The 17788-nt window shown below is 63.3% G+C and carries 23 protein-coding genes; 12 read left to right on the top strand and 11 right to left on the bottom strand.

Annotation, left to right across the window (positions count from 1 at the left end; genetic code table 11):
* Nucleotides 1–223 precede the first annotated feature (223 nt).
* The gene (locus WYS_RS03215) at nucleotides 224–1369 is read right to left on the bottom strand and encodes a site-2 protease family protein (protein ID WP_019176719.1); all 1146 of its coding nucleotides are present in this window, start codon (nucleotides 1367–1369) and stop codon (nucleotides 224–226) included.
* A 49-nt stretch (nucleotides 1370–1418) separates the two neighbouring features.
* Nucleotides 1419–2180: a ZIP family metal transporter gene (locus WYS_RS03210; RefSeq protein WP_019176718.1), complete on the bottom strand. Its 762-nt coding sequence runs from the start codon at nucleotides 2178–2180 to the stop codon at nucleotides 1419–1421.
* Nucleotides 2181–2277: 97 nt separating this feature from the next.
* Between WYS_RS03210 and WYS_RS14175 the strand changes: the two genes are divergently transcribed.
* A complete protein-coding gene (locus WYS_RS14175; RefSeq protein WP_019176717.1) occupies nucleotides 2278–2607 on the top strand; it encodes a cupin domain-containing protein in 330 nt (109 codons plus the stop codon).
* On the opposite strand, the gene cobO is transcribed toward WYS_RS14175, so the two are convergent.
* The 4 genes from cobO to WYS_RS03190 all read right to left on the bottom strand — a co-directional run bounded on the left by cobO (nucleotide 2608) and on the right by WYS_RS03190 (nucleotide 4718).
* Nucleotides 2608–3156, bottom strand: a complete 549-nt coding sequence (cobO, locus tag WYS_RS03200; protein ID WP_019176716.1) for a cob(I)yrinic acid a,c-diamide adenosyltransferase — start codon at nucleotides 3154–3156, stop codon at nucleotides 2608–2610.
* 71 nt (nucleotides 3157–3227) lie between these two features.
* Entirely contained in the window at nucleotides 3228–3764 is a 537-nt protein-coding gene (locus WYS_RS03195; RefSeq protein ID WP_019176715.1) for a GNAT family N-acetyltransferase, read from the bottom strand.
* The gene (locus WYS_RS16290; protein ID WP_187120191.1) at nucleotides 3745–3900 is read right to left on the bottom strand and encodes a hypothetical protein; all 156 of its coding nucleotides are present in this window, start codon (nucleotides 3898–3900) and stop codon (nucleotides 3745–3747) included. Before WYS_RS16290 ends, WYS_RS03195 begins: the two co-directional genes overlap by 20 nt.
* Nucleotides 3901–4142: 242 nt before the next feature.
* On the bottom strand, nucleotides 4143–4718 hold the full coding sequence (locus WYS_RS03190; RefSeq protein WP_019176714.1) for a flavodoxin family protein: 576 nt from the start codon (nucleotides 4716–4718) through the stop codon (nucleotides 4143–4145).
* Nucleotides 4719–4830: 112 nt separating this feature from the next.
* On the opposite strand from WYS_RS03190, the gene WYS_RS03185 reads away from it, so the two are divergent.
* From WYS_RS03185 to WYS_RS03135, 11 genes are all read left to right on the top strand, one after another.
* The gene (locus WYS_RS03185) at nucleotides 4831–6192 is read left to right on the top strand and encodes an anthranilate synthase component I family protein (RefSeq protein ID WP_162137690.1); all 1362 of its coding nucleotides are present in this window, start codon (nucleotides 4831–4833) and stop codon (nucleotides 6190–6192) included.
* Nucleotides 6189–6770, top strand: a complete 582-nt coding sequence (locus tag WYS_RS03180; protein WP_019176712.1) for an anthranilate synthase component II — start codon at nucleotides 6189–6191, stop codon at nucleotides 6768–6770. The genes WYS_RS03185 and WYS_RS03180 overlap by 4 nt, the downstream gene beginning before the upstream one ends.
* A complete protein-coding gene (gene trpD, locus WYS_RS14170) occupies nucleotides 6767–7750 on the top strand; it encodes an anthranilate phosphoribosyltransferase (RefSeq protein ID WP_019176711.1) in 984 nt (327 codons plus the stop codon). The genes WYS_RS03180 and trpD overlap by 4 nt, the downstream gene beginning before the upstream one ends.
* Nucleotides 7751–7754: 4 nt before the next feature.
* The gene (locus WYS_RS14165) at nucleotides 7755–8522 is read left to right on the top strand and encodes an indole-3-glycerol-phosphate synthase (RefSeq protein ID WP_019176710.1); all 768 of its coding nucleotides are present in this window, start codon (nucleotides 7755–7757) and stop codon (nucleotides 8520–8522) included.
* Nucleotides 8519–9142, top strand: a complete 624-nt coding sequence (locus WYS_RS03165) for a phosphoribosylanthranilate isomerase (protein WP_019176709.1) — start codon at nucleotides 8519–8521, stop codon at nucleotides 9140–9142. Before WYS_RS14165 ends, WYS_RS03165 begins: the two co-directional genes overlap by 4 nt.
* Nucleotides 9133–10323 carry a tryptophan synthase subunit beta gene (trpB, locus tag WYS_RS03160; protein WP_019176708.1) on the top strand — a complete coding sequence of 397 codons (1191 nt, stop codon included), beginning with the start codon at nucleotides 9133–9135 and terminating at the stop codon, nucleotides 10321–10323. Before WYS_RS03165 ends, trpB begins: the two co-directional genes overlap by 10 nt.
* Nucleotides 10320–11096, top strand: a complete 777-nt coding sequence (gene trpA / locus WYS_RS03155; RefSeq protein ID WP_019176707.1) for a tryptophan synthase subunit alpha — start codon at nucleotides 10320–10322, stop codon at nucleotides 11094–11096. Before trpB ends, trpA begins: the two co-directional genes overlap by 4 nt.
* Before the next feature lie 140 nt (nucleotides 11097–11236).
* Nucleotides 11237–11911 (top strand): energy-coupling factor ABC transporter permease, encoded by a 675-nt coding sequence (locus WYS_RS03150; RefSeq protein WP_026068754.1) that lies wholly within the window; start codon nucleotides 11237–11239, stop codon nucleotides 11909–11911.
* Between the two features lie 2 nt (nucleotides 11912–11913).
* A complete protein-coding gene (locus WYS_RS14160; RefSeq protein ID WP_019176705.1) occupies nucleotides 11914–12198 on the top strand; it encodes a hypothetical protein in 285 nt (94 codons plus the stop codon).
* Nucleotides 12199–12260: 62 nt separating this feature from the next.
* Nucleotides 12261–12995, top strand: a complete 735-nt coding sequence (gene cbiQ, locus WYS_RS14155) for a cobalt ECF transporter T component CbiQ (protein WP_019176704.1) — start codon at nucleotides 12261–12263, stop codon at nucleotides 12993–12995.
* A complete protein-coding gene (locus WYS_RS03135) occupies nucleotides 12968–13795 on the top strand; it encodes an energy-coupling factor ABC transporter ATP-binding protein (RefSeq protein ID WP_147654400.1) in 828 nt (275 codons plus the stop codon). The genes cbiQ and WYS_RS03135 overlap by 28 nt, the downstream gene beginning before the upstream one ends.
* Here the strand turns inward: WYS_RS03135 and WYS_RS03130 are convergent, their stop codons facing one another.
* From WYS_RS03130 to WYS_RS03110, 5 genes are all read right to left on the bottom strand, one after another.
* Nucleotides 13796–14371 carry a cobalt-precorrin-7 (C(5))-methyltransferase gene (locus WYS_RS03130; RefSeq protein ID WP_019176702.1) on the bottom strand — a complete coding sequence of 192 codons (576 nt, stop codon included), beginning with the start codon at nucleotides 14369–14371 and terminating at the stop codon, nucleotides 13796–13798.
* Nucleotides 14368–15375 carry a cobalt-precorrin-5B (C(1))-methyltransferase gene (locus WYS_RS03125; RefSeq protein ID WP_019176701.1) on the bottom strand — a complete coding sequence of 336 codons (1008 nt, stop codon included), beginning with the start codon at nucleotides 15373–15375 and terminating at the stop codon, nucleotides 14368–14370. Before WYS_RS03125 ends, WYS_RS03130 begins: the two co-directional genes overlap by 4 nt.
* A gap of 75 nt (nucleotides 15376–15450) precedes the next feature.
* Entirely contained in the window at nucleotides 15451–16236 is a 786-nt protein-coding gene (gene cobJ, locus WYS_RS03120; protein WP_026068753.1) for a precorrin-3B C(17)-methyltransferase, read from the bottom strand.
* Nucleotides 16211–17077: a cobalt-precorrin 5A hydrolase gene (gene cbiG, locus WYS_RS03115; protein WP_019176699.1), complete on the bottom strand. Its 867-nt coding sequence runs from the start codon at nucleotides 17075–17077 to the stop codon at nucleotides 16211–16213. The genes cobJ and cbiG overlap by 26 nt, the downstream gene beginning before the upstream one ends.
* Nucleotides 17074–17787, bottom strand: coding sequence for a cobalt-precorrin-4/precorrin-4 C(11)-methyltransferase (locus tag WYS_RS03110; RefSeq protein WP_019176698.1), 714 nt, complete (start codon nucleotides 17785–17787; stop codon nucleotides 17074–17076). The genes cbiG and WYS_RS03110 overlap by 4 nt, the downstream gene beginning before the upstream one ends.
* Nucleotide 17788: the final 1 nt, after the last annotated feature.

Genomic DNA, 17788 nt, shown 5'->3' with positions numbered 1-17788 from the left:
AACAGCATTGCACTGGACACGCGGGACCATCGGATGTCTCGCAGGAGGGGGGAGACACTCTCCCTGAGAGCAAAACGGCTGAAGTTCCGATACTCTGGTCCCGAACATCGCCATTCCCATTATCTCCGTGAGCAGCAGGCTCCGTGTCAGCGAGCCGAACGCGGCGATCGATGAGGCCGAGCTCAGTTGCAAGCTCACGAACTCGTTCGTGAGCGGCTGGATGTTAGCTCCTGGTGCGGACCTCCACCCCCGCCTTCTCGGCGGCCCTGATCTCCATCGCCCTCAGCAGGTCGGAGCGGGAGATGATGCCTACCACGCGGTCGTCATCGACCACCACCAGGCGACCGATCTTCTTGGAAGATATCAGCTGGATGGCATCCATGGCCGGAGTGGCGGACGATACCGTGATCACCTGCGGGCTCATGATCTGGCCGACTGACACCGTGGGCTGCTCGGAAAGGGGCACCTTCTGAGCGTCCTGCAGGGTGACCATGCCCACCAGGCGGCCGCCGTCCATGACGGGGTAGCCGAGATGGCGCTCCGCCATCATCTTCTCCATGAACGCGGCCACGTTCATGTTTGGCATGACGGTGGAGACCTCAGAGGTCATGATTTCCCGGACGCTCACCCCTTCCATGGCGTGAGAGATCTCGGTCCCCCGACCCTCCTCGCCCGCCCCCATGTAGATGAAGAAGGCGATGATGACGAGCCAGAGGTTGAGGAACAGGAACCCCACTAGGGCCATGACCACGGCGATGACCTTGCCCACGTTCACCGCGATCCTGGTGGCGCGCATGAACCCGACCCTCTTGGCCAGGACCGACCGGAGCACCCGGCCGCCGTCCATGGGGAACGCCGGTATTATGTTGAACGCGCCCAGCAGAAGGTTGTAGAAGCTCATCAGGCCCAGCATGACGGTGAGTATCTCGCCGCCCAGGCCGTCCACGAAGTTGTTGGCGACGTACCAGAACGGCAGCAGCACCAGGCCGATGGCGAAGCTGGTGGCCGGGCCGACGAAGGCCATGAACGCCTCGCCCGGGGCATTGGGCGGGGTCTTCTCTATCTCCGACACCCCGCCGAAGAAGAACAGGGTGATGCCGGAGATCACGTAGCCGTTGCGCAACGCCACGATGGAGTGGGCAAGCTCGTGCAGCAGCACCGCGATGAAGAACAGCGCCGCGGCGAAGAGGCCGAGGGCCAGCTTCTCCAGGTCGCCAATGGGGAGCGCCCCGAACCCCAGTTGGAAGCCGAAATAGTTGAAGTCGGCGAAGGCGAAGGAAAGTCCGAACAGCGGGAGGATCAGCAGGAAGGTGACATGGACCATTATGGGGATGCCATACAGCCTGCCCAGGCGCAGCGAGGCTCGCATGTCGATGATATTTGCAACCACGCGTTCATAATCGTTTGTCGGTCGGGCCTCAGATCCCGGCCGAGCCCAGAACGGTGCCGACGATATACATGAGGGCTATCCCCAGTATCACCAGGGCATAGGCCTTGAAGTCGTTGTGCTCCTCGTGGAACGCCTCCGGCAGGAGGTCGTAGATGCCCACATACATGAAGGTGCCTCCCGCCAGCGCCAGGGGGATGCCGACCGACATACCCTGCAGGACCTCCAGCAGGGGGAAGGCCACCGCCGCGGCCGCCGGGGTGATGAGCGAGAACAGGGCCAGGACGCGCATCGCCCTCTTGCGCGGCATGTTGGCGAGGCAGAAGGTGGTGGAGAGGGAGAAGAGGTCGATGGCCTTGTGGGCGAGCACGGCCAGGAACACCACGAGCCCGATCTCCTGGTCGACCACGACCGCCACTCCGAGCGCGAACCCGTCCAGGGCGGAGTGGACGCTGAGCCCGATGAACGCGGTCATGGATGTAAGGGCGTGCTTGTGCTCGTCGGTGTGCTCGTCGCACTCGTCCTCGTGGCGTGCCTTGAGGTACACCTCCACCAGAAGGATGGCCACGAAGCCGATCATCACCAGCATGAGCGCGCCGGCGGGGTCCATGGCCTCCACGGCGTCCGGGATCAGGATGATGAAAGTGGCCCCGATGAACACACCGGCGCTGAGAGCGGTGAGAAGATGGAGCTGTACCGAGGTCCAGCTCCTGGACAGGGGCAGGGCCGCGCCTATCAGCGACACCGCTATGATCGCGATCGAATATATCAGCAGAAGCAACAACGGCTCCATTCCGCTCCCGGCGTCCAACGGTAATTAACGATAAATAACTTGTCGGGGCAGAAACCCAGCGCCTCGCTTATTAGCCTGGACGACCGTTCCCCTGACCATGATCGAAGTGGAGAGGGGCGAGGGGCCCGCGGTCAAGGACCTGAGCAAGCTGGTGGAGTTCGCCGAGGGAGGAATCGTGTCCAAGACCTTCCTGGAGCGCCCGGACGTCAAGATGGTGCTGTTCTGCATGTCCGAGGGGCAGAGCCTTTCGGAGCATACCTCGGGGATGCCGGCGGCCATACACGTGCTGCAGGGGAAGGCGGTCGTTCATCTTGGGGATGAAAAGCACGAGGGCGGCCCGGGGCTGTGGATCTACATGCCGAAGGAGCAGCGCCACGCCGTGGACGCGGTGGAGGATCTGGTGTTCCTGCTCACGCTGTTCCGCTGATCAACGTTCTATTCCGGCCCGGGCCGGGATCCCTCTCTGGAAGGGGTGCTTTACGAGCCGCATCTCGGTGACCAGGTCGGCGAGGTCGATGAACTCCTCCGGAGCGTAGCGGCCGGTCAGTACGATCTCGACGTTGGGCGGGCGACCTTTCACGAGGCTGACCACATCTTCCTTCCGGATGAGCTTCCAGGCGGAGGCTACATTGACCTCGTCAAGTATCACCAGGTCGTACTTACCGGAGCACAGGATCTCCTCGGCCTTCCTCAGTGCGGCCTCGGCCGCCTCGACATCGTCCTTCTCGGGCTTTCCCGGCTCGACCAGGCAGGAACGGCCCATCGGCAGCAATAGAAAGTTATCGATGTGGTCGGACATCTCCCACTCCCCGTACTGCTCCGGTGACTTCATGAACTGCACCATGGCGACGTTCAGGCCGTTGCCGATGGCCCTCATCGCCAATCCCAGAGCAGCGGTGGTCTTCCCCTTCCCGTCGCCGGTGTACACATGCACCAGGCCCAGCTTCTCCCTGATAGTCTCTCGGCGGTCGGACATTATGATCCATTGAAGTAATGTCCCATCAAGAAAATAGACTTGCGGTTTGTGTTGAGCACACTGCCCATGAATCACCCGTTATCGTGAGCCATTAGGAAGGCCGCGATGTCCATATACATTTTTACAGTCTCGTTGTCTTTGCCTTTTACGGTCGTCTTCCTAAAGCCAAACTTTTCGTAAAAACCCTCAGCCCCTTTCTTTGCGTCGACGGTCACCATCCTACAACCTGAGTACCTGTGAATGTCAAAAATGTAGCTGACAGATAGTGAGAGCATGAAAGTGCCCAGGCCCTTCCTTGCATAATCCTTGTGTACAGCTAGTCGTCCAATTTTCACTGCGGGATATGCTCCGTAAGAATAGCCTTCAACCTTATCTTCTTCGTTGATATTGGCGACCCGGATTGAATCGTTCAGTAATGTAAAGTAGCCGATTATATCTCTGCTATCATCGAGGAGAACATGAGTAGTAGAGGTCTTCTCTCGCTGCTCTTCGAGAGCGTTCTCTTTTAAATAAGCAGTAAGCTCGTTGTTTTCTGAAGAAAAATCACCAAGGTTGTGAGCGCCTGTTAAAACTTCGGCGATTGGCAGTTCACTTCTTCTTTCCTGCACGCTCCTTGGATAACTCCAAGGCACGTTTTAACATTTGCACACCATGTGGTGGATATTTTGGATTTTTAATGTATTCATGGAAATCCTTGGCATCCTGTCCAGAAAGCTCAAGGCCCAATTCAATCTTTTTCGCCATTCATCCACCTCCTTTCGTTAATTATTAGAGAATACTTCATTACCCCGTATTCTCAGAAGAATACAAACTTGTTTTAAATATTTAAGATTTTGGAATTCCTAGATTTATAACCAATGCATTCCAGATCAGTCCCTAGATCCTTCTGAGGTGTTGGATTGGCGACTACGAATTGAATTTATCCTCTCCTGGCATCCCCAGATCGCCGTCAAGCAGAAGTGTAATCCGCTGACATTTCATGCGATTTACCCATTCAGCTTCTTTAGCACCCACGCCATGTTCTTCCCCAGGTTCCTCATGATCTCCTGTCCCTCGGTGTCCGCGTCCGTGTCCCCGGGCTTGTGAGCGTTGATCACGTTCCAGTAGCTCGAACCGATGACGACCATGTGGCCGATCAAGAAGAAGTCGTTGATCTCGTGGAAAGTGGCGAGAGATCCGGCCCGGCGGTTCACCGCCACCGCCGCCCCCACCTTCCTGGCGAAGAGGTCGCCGTTGACCCGTCCGACCAGCCCGACCCGGTCGATGAAGGCCTTGGTCTGCCCGTTCATGCTGCCGAAGTACACCGGGGAGCCGATGATGACGCCGTCCGCCGCGGCGATCTTTTCCACCCACTCGTTGACCTTGTCGGTCTTAATCTTGCACCGGCGGTTCTTGTTGGCCTGGCAAGCGTAGCAGGCCTGGCAGGGGGCGAAGTCCTCGCTGCCCATTTGAACGAGTTCGGTCCCGATGCCCTCGTTCCTCAGCTCTTCCAGCGCGATCTCCAGCGCCCGGTTGGTGTTCCCGGTCCGGCGGGGGCTCCCGTTGAACGCGACGACCTTCATGTTCCCGCCAACGGCGTTCCGGGTATATCGGCCCTGCTCATGCGTTCAAATGTTAAAGTGTACTAATACGTTCAATATTGATTATATATGTGTAATGTTGTACGGGAGAATCATGGAACCCATCGATATCAAGCTCCAGAGGCTCGATCTCGCTCTCCCTCCCTTCGAAGCTTACAGGCGCCTGCGCCCCGGCTTCAAGAGCTCCTTCATGCTCGAGTCCGCCGTGGGAGGCGCCAAGACCGTGGCGTACTCGTTCATGGGGTTCGGTCCCTCCGAGATCATCTCCTGCAAGGACGGGAAGGTGAGCGGCGGCATCGGCCTGGACCATCTGAGGGAGAGGCCGGTGGACTTCCTCCGGGCGACATGCAAGGACTTCACCCTCCCCATCACCATGTTCCCCTTCGCCGGCGGGCTGGTCGGCTACTTCTCCTACGAGTTCGCCAGGCAGGCCGAGCCCGCCTCGGTGCGGCCGTTCCCCTCCGAGTTCCCGGAGTTCGAGCTCGGGCTGTACCGGGAGTGCCTGATCTACGACCATTCCAACTTCCAGGCATACTACTTGGGGATCGGCAAGGAGGAGGGAGCGCTCCTGGAGCACGTGGCAGCGCTGCGAGAACCGGATCCCAGGGGCTTCAAGGCCGATGCTCCCAGGTCCGAGACGACGCAGGAGGCGTTCGAGGAGGGGGTGCAGACGGTGAAGTCTAGGATCACCGACGGAGAGACGTTCCAGACCGTCATCTCCCGGAGGCTCGCCTCCGGCTACCGGGGCGACCTCCTGAACCTGTATGAGGCGCTCAGGACCCTGAACCCGTCCCCCTACATGTTCTACCTAGACTTCGGGGAGAGGACCGTGCTCGGCTCCAGCCCGGAGACGCTGCTGACCGTGCGCGGGAGGGAGGCCACCACCTTCCCCATCGCCGGGACCAGGCCGCTGGGCAGCGGCCTCCGGGAGAGGAAGAGGTACCGCGAGGACCTCCTGCACGATGAGAAAGAGAGGGCCGAGCACGCCATGCTGGTGGACCTGGCCCGCAACGATCTGGGCCGGGTGTGCGAGGGCGGTTCGGTGGGGGTCCCGGAGTACATGAGGGTGGAGGAGTTCTCCCACGTGCAGCACATCGTATCGAAGGTCCAGGGCACCCTGGCCAAGGGCTGCGAGCCGGTGGACGCGCTGTGCTCGGTCTTCCCCGCCGGGACGGTGTCCGGCGCGCCCAAACCCCGCGCCATGGAGATCATCGGCGAGGTCGAGGGCGTCAGCAGGGGGCCGTACGCCGGCGGCGTGGGCTACATCTCCATGAACGGCAACCTCGACTCGGCGATAACGATCCGCTCGGCCTTCGCCACCGGGGGCAAGCTGTACTTTCAAGCGGGAGCGGGCATCGTCGCCGATTCCGACCCCGCCAAGGAGTTTCAGGAAACCGAGCAGAAGCTCGGCGCGCTCAGGTCCGCCCTCCGCCAGGCCGGGGAGGGGATGGCATGAAGGTGGTCCTGATCGACAACTACGATTCGTTCGTGTACAACCTCAAGGACGCCCTGGAGGAGCTGGGCGCGAAGTGCGCGGTGTTCCGCAACGATGCCGTCGACGTCGAAGGCGTTAAGGCGCTGGACCCCGGCGCCATCGTCATCTCCCCCGGACCGGGCATGCCTTCCGTACCCCGAGACTTCGGCATCTGCGGCGAGGTGCTGCAGACCCTGTCCCACGATATCCCGACCCTGGGAGTGTGCCTGGGCCACCAGGGCATCGCCCACTTCTACGGCGGGCATGTGGTCAGGGCGCCGTCCCTCGTTCACGGCAAGGCCTCCCTGGTGCATCACAACGGAGAGGGACCGTTCTCCGGACTTCCCGACCCCTTCGTGGCCGGCCGCTACCACTCATTCATGGTCGCGCCGGAGCTGCCCTCCTGCCTCGAGGTGACGGCCCGCACCGAGGACGGCATCATAATGGGCCTGCGCCACAAGGAGTATCCCATCGTGGGGGTGCAGTTCCACCCCGAGTCGGTGCTCACTCCTCTCGGCAAGAAGCTGCTGATGAACTTCCTGAGGGAGGCAGAGGCATGATGATCACCGAACACCCCGACGCGCTGGCCCACCGCCTGGTGGCCGGGGATTTCGAGCCCTCGGCAATGGCCGAGACCCTTACGCGCATGGCCAGCCGAGGGGAGACCCCCGGGGAGGTGACCGCCATGGTGAACGCCTTCCGCGACGCCGCCATACCGGTGTACACCTGCCACGATGCGGTCCTGGACCTCTGCGGCACCGGAGGCGCTCCGTTCCGCACCTTCAATGTCTCCACCACTTCCTCGTTCGTGGTGGCGTCGCTGGGAGTCCCGGTGGCGAAGCACGGCAACCGCTCCAACCGGGGGCCGTGCGGGAGTGCCGATGTGCTCGAGGCCCTGGGCGCCAATATTGCCCTGGGTCCGGGAGCGGCCGGGGCCATCCTCGACGAGATCGGCTTCACCTTCCTGTTCGCCCAAGTATATCATCCGGCGATGCGCAACGCCGCCCCGGTTCGGAAGCAGCTGCGCTCCCGGACGGTTTTCAACATGCTCGGACCTCTGCTGAACCCGGTGCGGGCCAAGCGCAGGCAGCTCATCGGAGTGTACTCGGCCGATCTCCTGGAACTCCTGCCCCCGGTGCTGGACGCCATCGGCGTGGAGAAAGCCCTCATCGTCCACGGGCGCCCCGGCATGGACGAGATATCGGTCCTGGACCAGACCAGGGTGGTCGAGATCGACCGCGGCAGCGTCGACAAATACGTCATCGACCCCCGGGTGATGGGCATGTACCACCCCTGCGCGGCGGAGGTCCGGGACCTGCCCCCGGCCCAGGCGGCGCGGGCCACCCGTGAAGTGCTCAGCGGCGTGAGGGGGGCGAGGCGTGACATGGTGGTCATGAACGCGGCCTGCGGCCTCATTGCGTACGGCGCGGCGGACGACCTCAACGTGGCGATAAGGAAGTGCGAGAGGGCCATCGACTCCGGCAAGGCGCTGGCCAAGCTGGAGGAATACATCTCCCGCAGCAACGCCGTAACGAGCTGATACGATGGCTGATCACTTGGAGCAGCTGGTGGAGAACGCCCGCGGCCTGGCGGCAGGCGGATATTACGACTTCGTGGGCCCGTCGTCCCCGGGTCCCTCGCTGAGCAGGGCGCTGCGCTCCTCGGCCTCGTTCCCCATCATCGCCGAGGTCAAGCTGTCCTCGCCGTCGCAGGGGGACATCTCCTCCCACTCCCCGCGGAAGCTGGTGCGCGACTACATGGGGGCGGGGGCCGCCGCGCTGTCCGTGCTCACGGAGCCGAACCGTTTCAAGGGCTCGCTGGACTCCCTGCTGCTCGCTTCGGCGGAGAACGCGCCTGTACTGATGAAAGATATCATCGTGTCCCGGGAGCAGATACGGGCCGGCGCCACCAGAGGGGCGAGCGCGTTGCTGCTGATCGAGGGCGCGTTCGGCGCCACCGGCCGAAAGGACCGGGACGATCTCGTCGCCTACGCGCACGAGTTAGGGGTCGAGGTGGTCCTGGAAGCGGGCAGGGCCGAGGAGATCAACGGGATCATGAGCAGCGAGGCGGACGTCCTGGGATTCAACCAGAGGGACCTGCGAACGCTGACCATCGACCCGGGAGCGGGGGCGAGGAACCTTCCCCGGCTAAAGAAGGACGGCCGGCCGGTGGTGGTGATGAGCGGGATCGGCTCGCGCGAGCAGGTGGTGGCCCTGAAGGACTCCGGGGCCGATGCCGTGCTCGTCGGCACCTCTCTGTCATCCTCCCCCGACCCCGGGGCCAAGCTCCGATCGATGGCGGTGCCGAGATGACCAAGGTGAAGATATGCGGCATGATGCGCCCCCAGGACGTGGAGATGTCCTCCGGCGCCGATTACAACGGGTTCGTGGTGAACGCCGGCACCAGGCGCTCTCTTACTGTGGAGAAAGCGAGGGATCTCATGTCCGTCTGCTCCCGCTCCAGAGTGGTGGTGACCAACTTCAGGGATGCGAGCATGCTCATCGACCTCGCTTCCTCCCTGGAGCCGGAGGTGCTGCAGATCAGCGCCCCCGTCGGCGATGGGACGCTGGCCGCTGTCAAGGCGGGCGCGGGGTGCGAGCTGTGGGCAGTGGCGCATGTCGGCAGCGGGGACGAGGGACCAAGGGTCAGGATGATCAAGGGGATCGCCGACGCGGTGATGCTCGATACCTACTCCCCCGCCGGCGGGGGAGCGGGCCTCTCCCACGACTGGAGCGCCAGCTCCAGGCTGAAGGAACTGGCCGACCCCGCGCCTATCATCCTGGCGGGAGGGTTGGACAGCGATAATGTTGAATACGCCGTCAGAGCTGTGGGGCCGTTCGCGGTGGACGTGTCCAGCGGTGTCGAGGTCGGCGGCGCCAAGGACCCGGAACGGGTCAGGAAGTTCATCGACGTGGTGAGACTATGTCAGTAAAAGAGGACAGGACCAGGTTCGGGGAGTTCGGGGGACAGTACGTCCCGGAGATACTCATGCCCGCCCTGGAAGAGCTGGAGGAAGCGTACGAGGCGGTGAAGAGGGACAGGACGTTCCACGACGAGCTTCGGTGGTACATGCGCTACTACGGCGGGAGGCCCACGCCCCTTTACTACGCCCGGCGCCTCACCGAGAGATGCGGGGGTGCCAAGATCTACCTCAAGAGGGAGGACCTCTGCCACGGCGGCGCGCACAAGTTCAACAACGTCATGGGCCAGGCGCTGCTGTGCAAGCGCATGGGCAAGGAGCGCGTGATCGCCGAGACCGGAGCGGGGCAGCATGGCACCGCCACCGCGATGGCCTGCGCGGTCCTCGGCCTCAAGGCCGAGATCTACATGGGCAGCGAGGACATCAAGCGGCAGGAGATGAACGTGTTCCGCATGAAGCTCATGGGAGCGAAGGTACATCCCGTCGAGTCAGGCTCCAAGACCCTCAAGGACGCGCTCAACGAAGCGTTCCGAGACTGGGCCGCTTCGGTGGAGACCACCTATTATCTGCTGGGCACGGCGGCGGGACCGCATCCCTACCCCCGGATGGTCTGCGATTTCCAGAGCGTTATCGGCAACGAGATACGCTCCGATCTCAACGAGCTCGAGGGCAGGCTGCCCGATCTCCTGGTGGCCTGCGTGGGCGGCGGCTCCAACGCCATCGGGACGTTCCATCCGTTCATCGACGACAAGGGCGTGGGCTTCCTCGGCGCCGAGGCCGCGGGCGCCGGCATCCCCACCGGCAAGCACGCCGCCTCCCTGAGCGGCGGGAAGATAGGCGTTCTGCACGGCTGCAAGTCCTATCTGCTCCAGGACGAGAACGGCTTGATCAAGAACACCCATTCCATCTCCGCCGGGCTCGACTACCCGGGAGTGGGGCCGGAGCACTCCATGCTCAAGGACATCGGCCGGGCCGAGTATGTCGGCGTTACCGACGATGAGGCCCTTGCCGCGTTCCACACCCTCAGCGAGGTGGAGGGAATCATCCCCGCGCTCGAATCGTCGCACGCCGTGCACGCGGGGATGGAGAGGGCGAAGGGGATGAGGAATGACCAGATCGTGGTCATTACCGTCTCCGGCCGCGGGGACAAGGACCTGGAGACCGTCATAGGGCTGATGGAGGGAGCGAGATGAGCCGCATCTCTCAACGCCTGAGCAACGGCGGCGGACTGGTATGCTACCTCACCGCCGGGTTCCCCTCCGAGGGCAGGGACCTCGACTACGTCCTGGCCTGCGTGGAGGGCGGAGCGGACGTGGTGGAGATCGGGGCGCCGTTCTCCGATCCCGTGGCCGACGGGAAGGTGATACAGTACACTTCCCAGAAGGCCCTGGAGAACGGCACCACCCCGGCCAAGGTGTTCGATCTCGTGAGAAAGGTCAGGGAGAGGAGCGACGTCCCCATAGCGATCATGGGCTACTACAATCCCATCTTCCGCATCGGCGAGGAGCGGTACGTGAGGGGAGCGAAGGCGGCCGGGGCGGACGGGTTCATCGTTCCCGACCTGCCCATGGAGGAGTCCGCTTCGCTGGAACGGTCCTGCTCCGCCGAGGGCGTGGACCTCATACAGCTTGTGGGCCCGACCACCTCTGAGGAGAGGATGAAACGCATCGCCGCGAGGTCGTCCGGGTTCCTGTACGTGGTGAGCTCACTGGGGACCACCGGCGCGAGGGGGGACGTCCCCTCCTCGGTCGGAGGATTGGTGGCCCGGGCCAAGAAGGCGGCCGGCCCGCTCCCCGTGTCCGTGGGCTTCGGGATATCCCGCCCCGAGCACGTCAGGGAGGTCCTCGCCACCGGCGCGAACGCCGCCATTGTCGGCAGCGCGATCCTGCAGAAGGTCATCGACGGCGAAAGCCCCGAGCGGGTCAGCGCCCTGGTCCGCTCGCTAAAGGAAGCCACAGGCAGATGACCGCCGCGGGCTGAGGGCCTTTTCACCGCCGGATTATTCCGCCGTAGCATGAAATATTCGATAGTAACACGCAGTTATTATATACGGCGGTCCCAATCCTGTAGCACGAATCGTTCGTTCGTGTTAAGGGGATAAGGAACATGCATCTTCCAGACGGTGTGATGGACCCTGCGGTATGGGCGGCCGGATGGATCATCGCCTTGGTGGTCATCGGCATAGCGGTCCTTAGGGTCGGCAAGAACCTGGACGAGAGGAAGATACCGTTGATGGCCGTTCTGGCGGCGGGCATCTTCATCGCCCAGAGGCTTAACTTCCCCATCGGGGGAGGGGTCAGCGGGCATCTCATCGGGGCGGCCCTCGCTACGCTCCTGGTGGGGCCGTGGGCGTCGATCATCATCATTACTGTAATACTGATCATTCAGGCCCTGCTGTTCGGCGATGGAGGCATCACCACCATGGGGCTGAACATCCTGAACATGGCCGTCATCGCATCCGCGGTGACCTGGGCCGTCGTTGCCGTCGCCGGCGCCAAGCACCGCCGGGCCAGCACCCCCGTGGCAGCATGGGCTTCCGTGTTCGTCGCCTCCACCGTGTGCGCGGCCCAGCTCGCCGCCAGCTTCGCCCTGTCCGGCGGAGCGTTCGGCATCAACGGAGTGGTGGCGTTCCCCACCATGGTCGGCTTCCATGTGCTCATCGCCATCGGGGAAGCGATCATCACCAGCGGAGTGATACTGTACCTGTCCAAGGTGGCGCCGGAGATGCTGTGGATTAGGAAGTCGCCCGCGGCCAACAAGGCGGCGGCCCCGGAGGCCTGAGCATGGAGAGGAAGTACCTCATAGCCAGCGTCGGCATCCTGGTGGCGTTCGCCATAGGCCTGGTGGGCTTCTTCGCCTTCTCGGCCGATCTGCCGGACGGCCTGGACCGGACCATGGAGGAGTCCGGGGTGGACCCGGGGGACCCGCTGTTCACCGCGCCCCTGGACTACGGCGATGATTACCTGTCCTCGCTGATCATGGGCATCGTCGGCTTCGCCGTCACCCTGGTGGTGGCGCTGGGCTTCTTCAAGCTCAGGAAGTCGATCAAGGCCCCGGGGGAAGAGTAAGCCCCCTTCCTTTTCCAAACCCATTCCGTTTTATATCGCTCATCCGCTCACCGGAGGAGGACATGCGCGCCGCGGACGTGGACCGTTATTCCAGGAACAGCACCCTGTACGGGTTCGACCCCCGCGTCAAGCTGGTGGGGTCGATCGCCTTGGTGGTGGCGCTGTCGTTCGTCCGGGACATCGCCGCGCTGGTCCTTGCCATCATATTCCTTCTTGCCGTCCTCGCGGTGTCCCGCGTTCCCCTGCGCCATTTCGCCGGGACCTTCGCCCTGGCGCTGCCGCTCATCGCCCTGGCGGCGGTGGCGATGTTGCTGACGTCAACGCCGGGGGCCGCCCTGGCCATGTTCCTGAGGATATCCGCGTCCGTGATGGCCCTTCTGCTGCTGGTGACCACCACGCCGTTCTTCGACGTGCTGTGGGCCCTGAGATGGTTCAGGGTGCCGTACATCATCTGCGCCCTGCTGCTGTTCACCTACCGGTACATCTTCGTCATGCTCGACGAGATGGAGAGGATGAGCATGGCCCGCAAGGCCCGCGGGTTCTCCAACAGGGGAAGCCTGCTGTCCAGGGAAGTGTTCAAGACCATATCGTACACCGCGGGCATGGTCCTGGTACGCTCGTACAAGAGGGGGCAGGACATCTACGACGGGCTGGTATCCCGCGGGTACCGCGGGGAGATAAGGACGATACGGAAGCCGAAAGTGCGGGCGAGGGACGCGGCGTACATGGCCTGCTTCGCCGGCATGGCCGCGATCATTACACTGATGCAATGGGGTGTGCTGTCATCAACGCTCTGAGATTGAACGGGGTCGTGTACTCCTACGAGGACGGGACGAGGGCGCTCGACGGCGTCGATCTGTGCATAGAAGCGGGGGAGAGAGTGGCGCTGGTGGGGCCGAACGGCGCGGGGAAGAGCACCTTGCTGCACATCCTCGACGCTCTCTATCTTCCGACAGAGGGAGAGTTGGAGATCATGGGAGCGAAGGTGACGAAGAAGACCGCGCCCGACGCGACCAGGAGGGCGGGGTTCCTATTCCAGGACCCCGACGACCAGATCTTCATGCCCCGGGTGTGGGACGACGTGGCGTTCGGCCCCATCAACATGGGGCTCGATGAGGAGGAAGTGACGCGGAGAGTGGAGCGAGGGCTGTCCCTCGCCGGGGTGACGGAGTATGCCGACCGCGTGCCCCACCACCTCAGCTTCGGGGAGAAGAAGCGCGTCGCCATCGCCGGCATCCTGGCCATGGACCCGGAGATATTCCTGATGGACGAGCCCACCGCGAACCTCGACCCCCAGGGGAGGCGGGCCCTCGTGAACGTGCTCCTGTCTCTGAACAAGACCATGGTGATCGCCACGCACGACCTGTCGGTGGCGTTCGAGCTGACCGACCGGGTGATCGTTCTGAAGAGAAGGGTCCTCTACGACGGGGACTTCCGCGGCCTCATGGCCCGCCCCGACGTGATCACGGAAGCGAACCTGGAGCTGCCGTCCCTGGTCCGGGCATTGGAAGGCTGGAGGAAACGTACCGGCCGCGAGTTCGAGATGCCCCTGACGGTGGACGAGGCCATCGAGACGCTGAGCCGCAAGCTCCCCTGATCACCAGTTGCCGATGACGACGCAGAACATAGGAGAGGTCTTGGACGGCGGGGAACTGATGGTCCCGCAGACTATCTCCTCGTGCGGGTACCCCAGGTCCTGGCACAGGGCCATCCTGCCCCCGATGTCCAGCACGGTGAGCTTGCTTCCCAGGTCCTCCAGGTCGGTGGCGGGGTCGGCCAGGAGGAACACCACTTTCCCCCTTCGCAGCTCGTCGATGACGTTCTCCTGGTAGTCCTTCCTCCCGTGGCCGTCCACCACGCTCACCTTGGCCATGTCGAGGTGCAGACGCGCCGCGGCCACCTGCAGGGACGATATGCCCGGCACGATCCTGTCGCCGTGCTTCCCCAGACCGGCCAGCATGGGGTCCCCCGTCGACAGGAGCACCGCGTCGTCGGGGAGGCTGCTGAGCTTCGTGTAGTCGGTGATGAAATGTACCTCCGCCGCGGGGAGGACATGCGACCTCACCAGCTCGAACGATCTCTTGGAAGTATAGATGTGCCTCGCTCCCCTGATCACTTCGACCGCTTCCTCCGTCAGCATGCCCGGGCCGCAGCCCACTCCTACCACGATCATCCTGAATCACCCAGCAGATTCCCTTGCCGGTCCAGCAGTACTACCCTGAGACGCGGCCATTCTTTCTTGGAGCGGGCGAAGGCCTTTTCCATGGCCCCCTTCCACTCCGGCGTGTTAACTAGCTCCTCCACGGTGGCCTTGCCGGTGCCTTTGAGCACATCGGGGTCGATGAACTTGAGTATGAGGGCCGGAAGCCCGCACAATATCACCTCTCCCCTGGCTGCGCGGACGGCGTTGCCGATCTTCGAGCCCACCAGGACGGTATCGTGCTCCGGGAACAGGAGGCGCGAGAACTTCAGCCCGCTGCGCCCGGTGGTGAGGACCACTTTGCCGGAGGAGGCGATCCGGTCCAGGTTCGATTCCTCCAGGTGGTCGTCCCACGGCTCCACCAGCCCGGTGGTGCCGAGCACCGATATGCCCTCCATAACTCCCACCTTGGAGTTGAGGGTCCTCAGGGCTATCCTGTCGCCGCCCACGATCTCCAGGCGCACCTCCGCCCCGCTCAGGTGCATCTCTTCCAGGGCCTGCCGCACCGCATTGTCGATGCTGCCGCGCGCGCTCGGGCTCACCGCCGGCTCGCCCTTCTTGTAGCGCCCCATGTCGCGGGACAGCACCCCTATCCCTTTGCCATAGATGATGCTCGCCCCGCTCCCCTTCTCCGCCGCCTCGGCGACGAACATGGCGCCGGCGGTGACATCGGAGGGGTAGTCGCCGGAGTACTTGGCGCAGCACCCCCGGCCCTGCTTCCCCGCCGCCGGCACATCGACCCTCAGCCCGCAGGGGAGATCGATCCGGACGGACTCGATCTTCTCGCCTTTGAGAGAGAGGACCGCGGCCTTGCAGGCGGCCGAGGCGGTAGTGCCGGTGGTGAAGCCGCGGCGAAGTGTCTGGCCGGACGATGTCAGCACCGCCAGACCGCTCTCCACCAGGGCGAGGAGATCAGGATAGGGGCACGCCTCCACCCAGCTGGGGGGGTACTCGAACTCAGAGACCGGGTCCTTCATGGTCCGTCCCGCTCCACGCGGCAATGATCTCGCTGCGTGAGGTCCCCGTACGCTCCCTTGGCGTGCGCGCTCGGATCAGTATGCATATTTGCGATTGTACCCTCTCGGAGTGATGATCCCTCTGACACTCTCTCCCTCCGCCCATATTCTCGAGTCGAGCCCTCCCACCACCACGGTGGAGTGCATGTCCACGAAATCGTCGTTCTCCGCAAGCGCCTCGAGCTTGGTCACGGTGACCGTTTCGTCGGGGCGGTAGGCGTCCTTCACCACGCCGATGGGGGTCGTGCCCGGCAGATGCTTCTTCGCAATGGACAGCGCAGTATGCAGGTTGTCCGGCCGGCGGAGGCTCTTGGGATTGTACAATACCACCGGCACCCCGACCCCGAAGGCCGCTTCCAATCTCCTCTCGATCTCCACCCAGGGGGTGAGAAGATCGGAGAGGCTGATGACCATGAAGTCGCTGGAGAGGGGTGAACCCAGCAAAGACGCCGCGGCACTGGCCGCCGTGACCCCCGGTACGATCTCCACCGCGGTCTCGGGGAACGACTTCTCCACGATCTCCAGGACGATGCTGGCCATCCCGTACACGCCGGCGTCCCCGCCGCTGACGATGGAGACCATGTGGTCCTGGGCGAGCTCGACCGCCTTCTTGGCCCTCTGCACCTCCCGCCCCATTGAAGAGTTGAAGATCTCCTTCCCGGCGAGCAGGTCAGAGACATTATCCAAGTATATCTGGTTCCCCACCACGTGGGTGGAAGAGGCGATCGCGTCCCTTGCTCTCATGGTCATCTGGTCCGAGCGCCCCGGACCGGTGCCAACTATGTACAGCTTTCCCTTACCTTGCGATGGCGACGGTGACATTGCCGATTACTCTCCTTTTCATTATCAGCTCTTTCTTCCTGGAAATGGCGAGCGCGGCCGGCTCGGCCACGCCCTTGAGCCCCAAGATGCTCGCCCTCGACGGGGTCGGGGCGTCCTGGGCGTTGATTTCCTCATCGGGCAGGAACACCAAGTTCCCTCCGAGCGACGTTATCCCTTCGATCAGCCCGATCTCCTGGACCTTCTTGTCCGTGGTGGCGTAGGCCAGCACCGAGCTGGCCTGCAGGCCTGATTCCTTCAGCGCCTGCCGCACCGCGGAGATTATCTCGTCCCTGCCCGCTCCCTTCCGGCAGCCTACACCGATGGTGTACTCGCCTTTCCTAAGCAGGACCGAGACGCCGGGGCCGGCGAGCACCATGCCCGGGCCGTTGGTGAGATACAGAGGGACCGTTCCCTTCAGTATCGCGGCGTTCACTTCCTTGGTGGAGTCGCGGTTCAGGACATCCATCTTTCGTTCGTTCATAATGCCTTCGACCGATTCCAGCCCGGCCGCCTCGGTGGCGGTGGAGAGGACCGGCACGAGGCCTTTCTCGCCCAGCTCCTTCGCCAGTTCGTTGGCGCCGTGGTGGCCGCCCAGCATGGGCACGGCGAACCGAAGGTCCGGCGTCACCAACACCACTGCCGGATCCTCCCACTTGCTTTTGACCAGCGGGGCGATGCCGCGAATGACGATGCCCATGGCCATGATGGCCACGATGCGCCGGTAGCTCTCGAACACCTCCGTAAACACGCCCTCGCGGTACGGCAGCAGATCGGCGTCCAGTAATGAGGCCAGCTTTGCTGCCTTCTCCTGATCAAGGGCGATAATGGCCGTGTCTTTCATGAATACAGCACCGACCTGTGGTACCGCGAGAACGGTTCCACAATGCCGCCGACCAGGATCAGCGCGGTCTTGTCGATCCCGGCCGCCTTGGCCTTGGCGGCGATGTCCGCGACAGTGCCCTTGAGCACCTTCTGGTCCGGCCACGACGCATGATAGACCACCGCGGCGGGGGTGTCCTGGGGGTAGCTGACCCTGCTCATCACCTTTTCGAGATGACCGGTGCCGAGGAACACCACCAGGGAGCGGCCGGGCTTAGCCAGCTCGGGAAGCTCGTCGACCTCCAGGGTCTCCCCGGCGGGCCTGGTGATCACCAGCGTGTCCGCGACGCCCTTAAGGGTGAGCTGGGTCTGCAGCGCTGCCGCGGCGGCGAACATCGACGAGACCCCTGGAACGATCTCCACCTCGATGCCCCTCTTGGAGAGGTCGTCGATCTGCTCCACGATGGAGCCGAATATCGAGGGGTCGCCGGAGTGCAGCCGGACGACCCTCTTCCCCTGCTTCACCGCCGACTCGATGGCGTCGCCCGTCTCCTCCAGATTCATGCCCCAGCTGTTGAGCTTCACCGCTGCCGGGGACCTCTCCACCAGCTCAGGGTTCACCAGGGAGCCGGTGTATACCAGCACCTCGGCGTTCTTCAGAAGATCCATTCCCTTGACGGTTATGAGACCGGGGTCCCCGGGTCCCGCGCCTACGAAGAATACTTTGTACATT

It is taken from the genome of Methanomassiliicoccus luminyensis B10, assembly GCF_000308215.1.
In the GTDB taxonomy this organism is placed as follows: domain Archaea; phylum Thermoplasmatota; class Thermoplasmata; order Methanomassiliicoccales; family Methanomassiliicoccaceae; genus Methanomassiliicoccus; species Methanomassiliicoccus luminyensis.
This window is presented reverse-complemented; position numbering and strand designations above follow the sequence as displayed.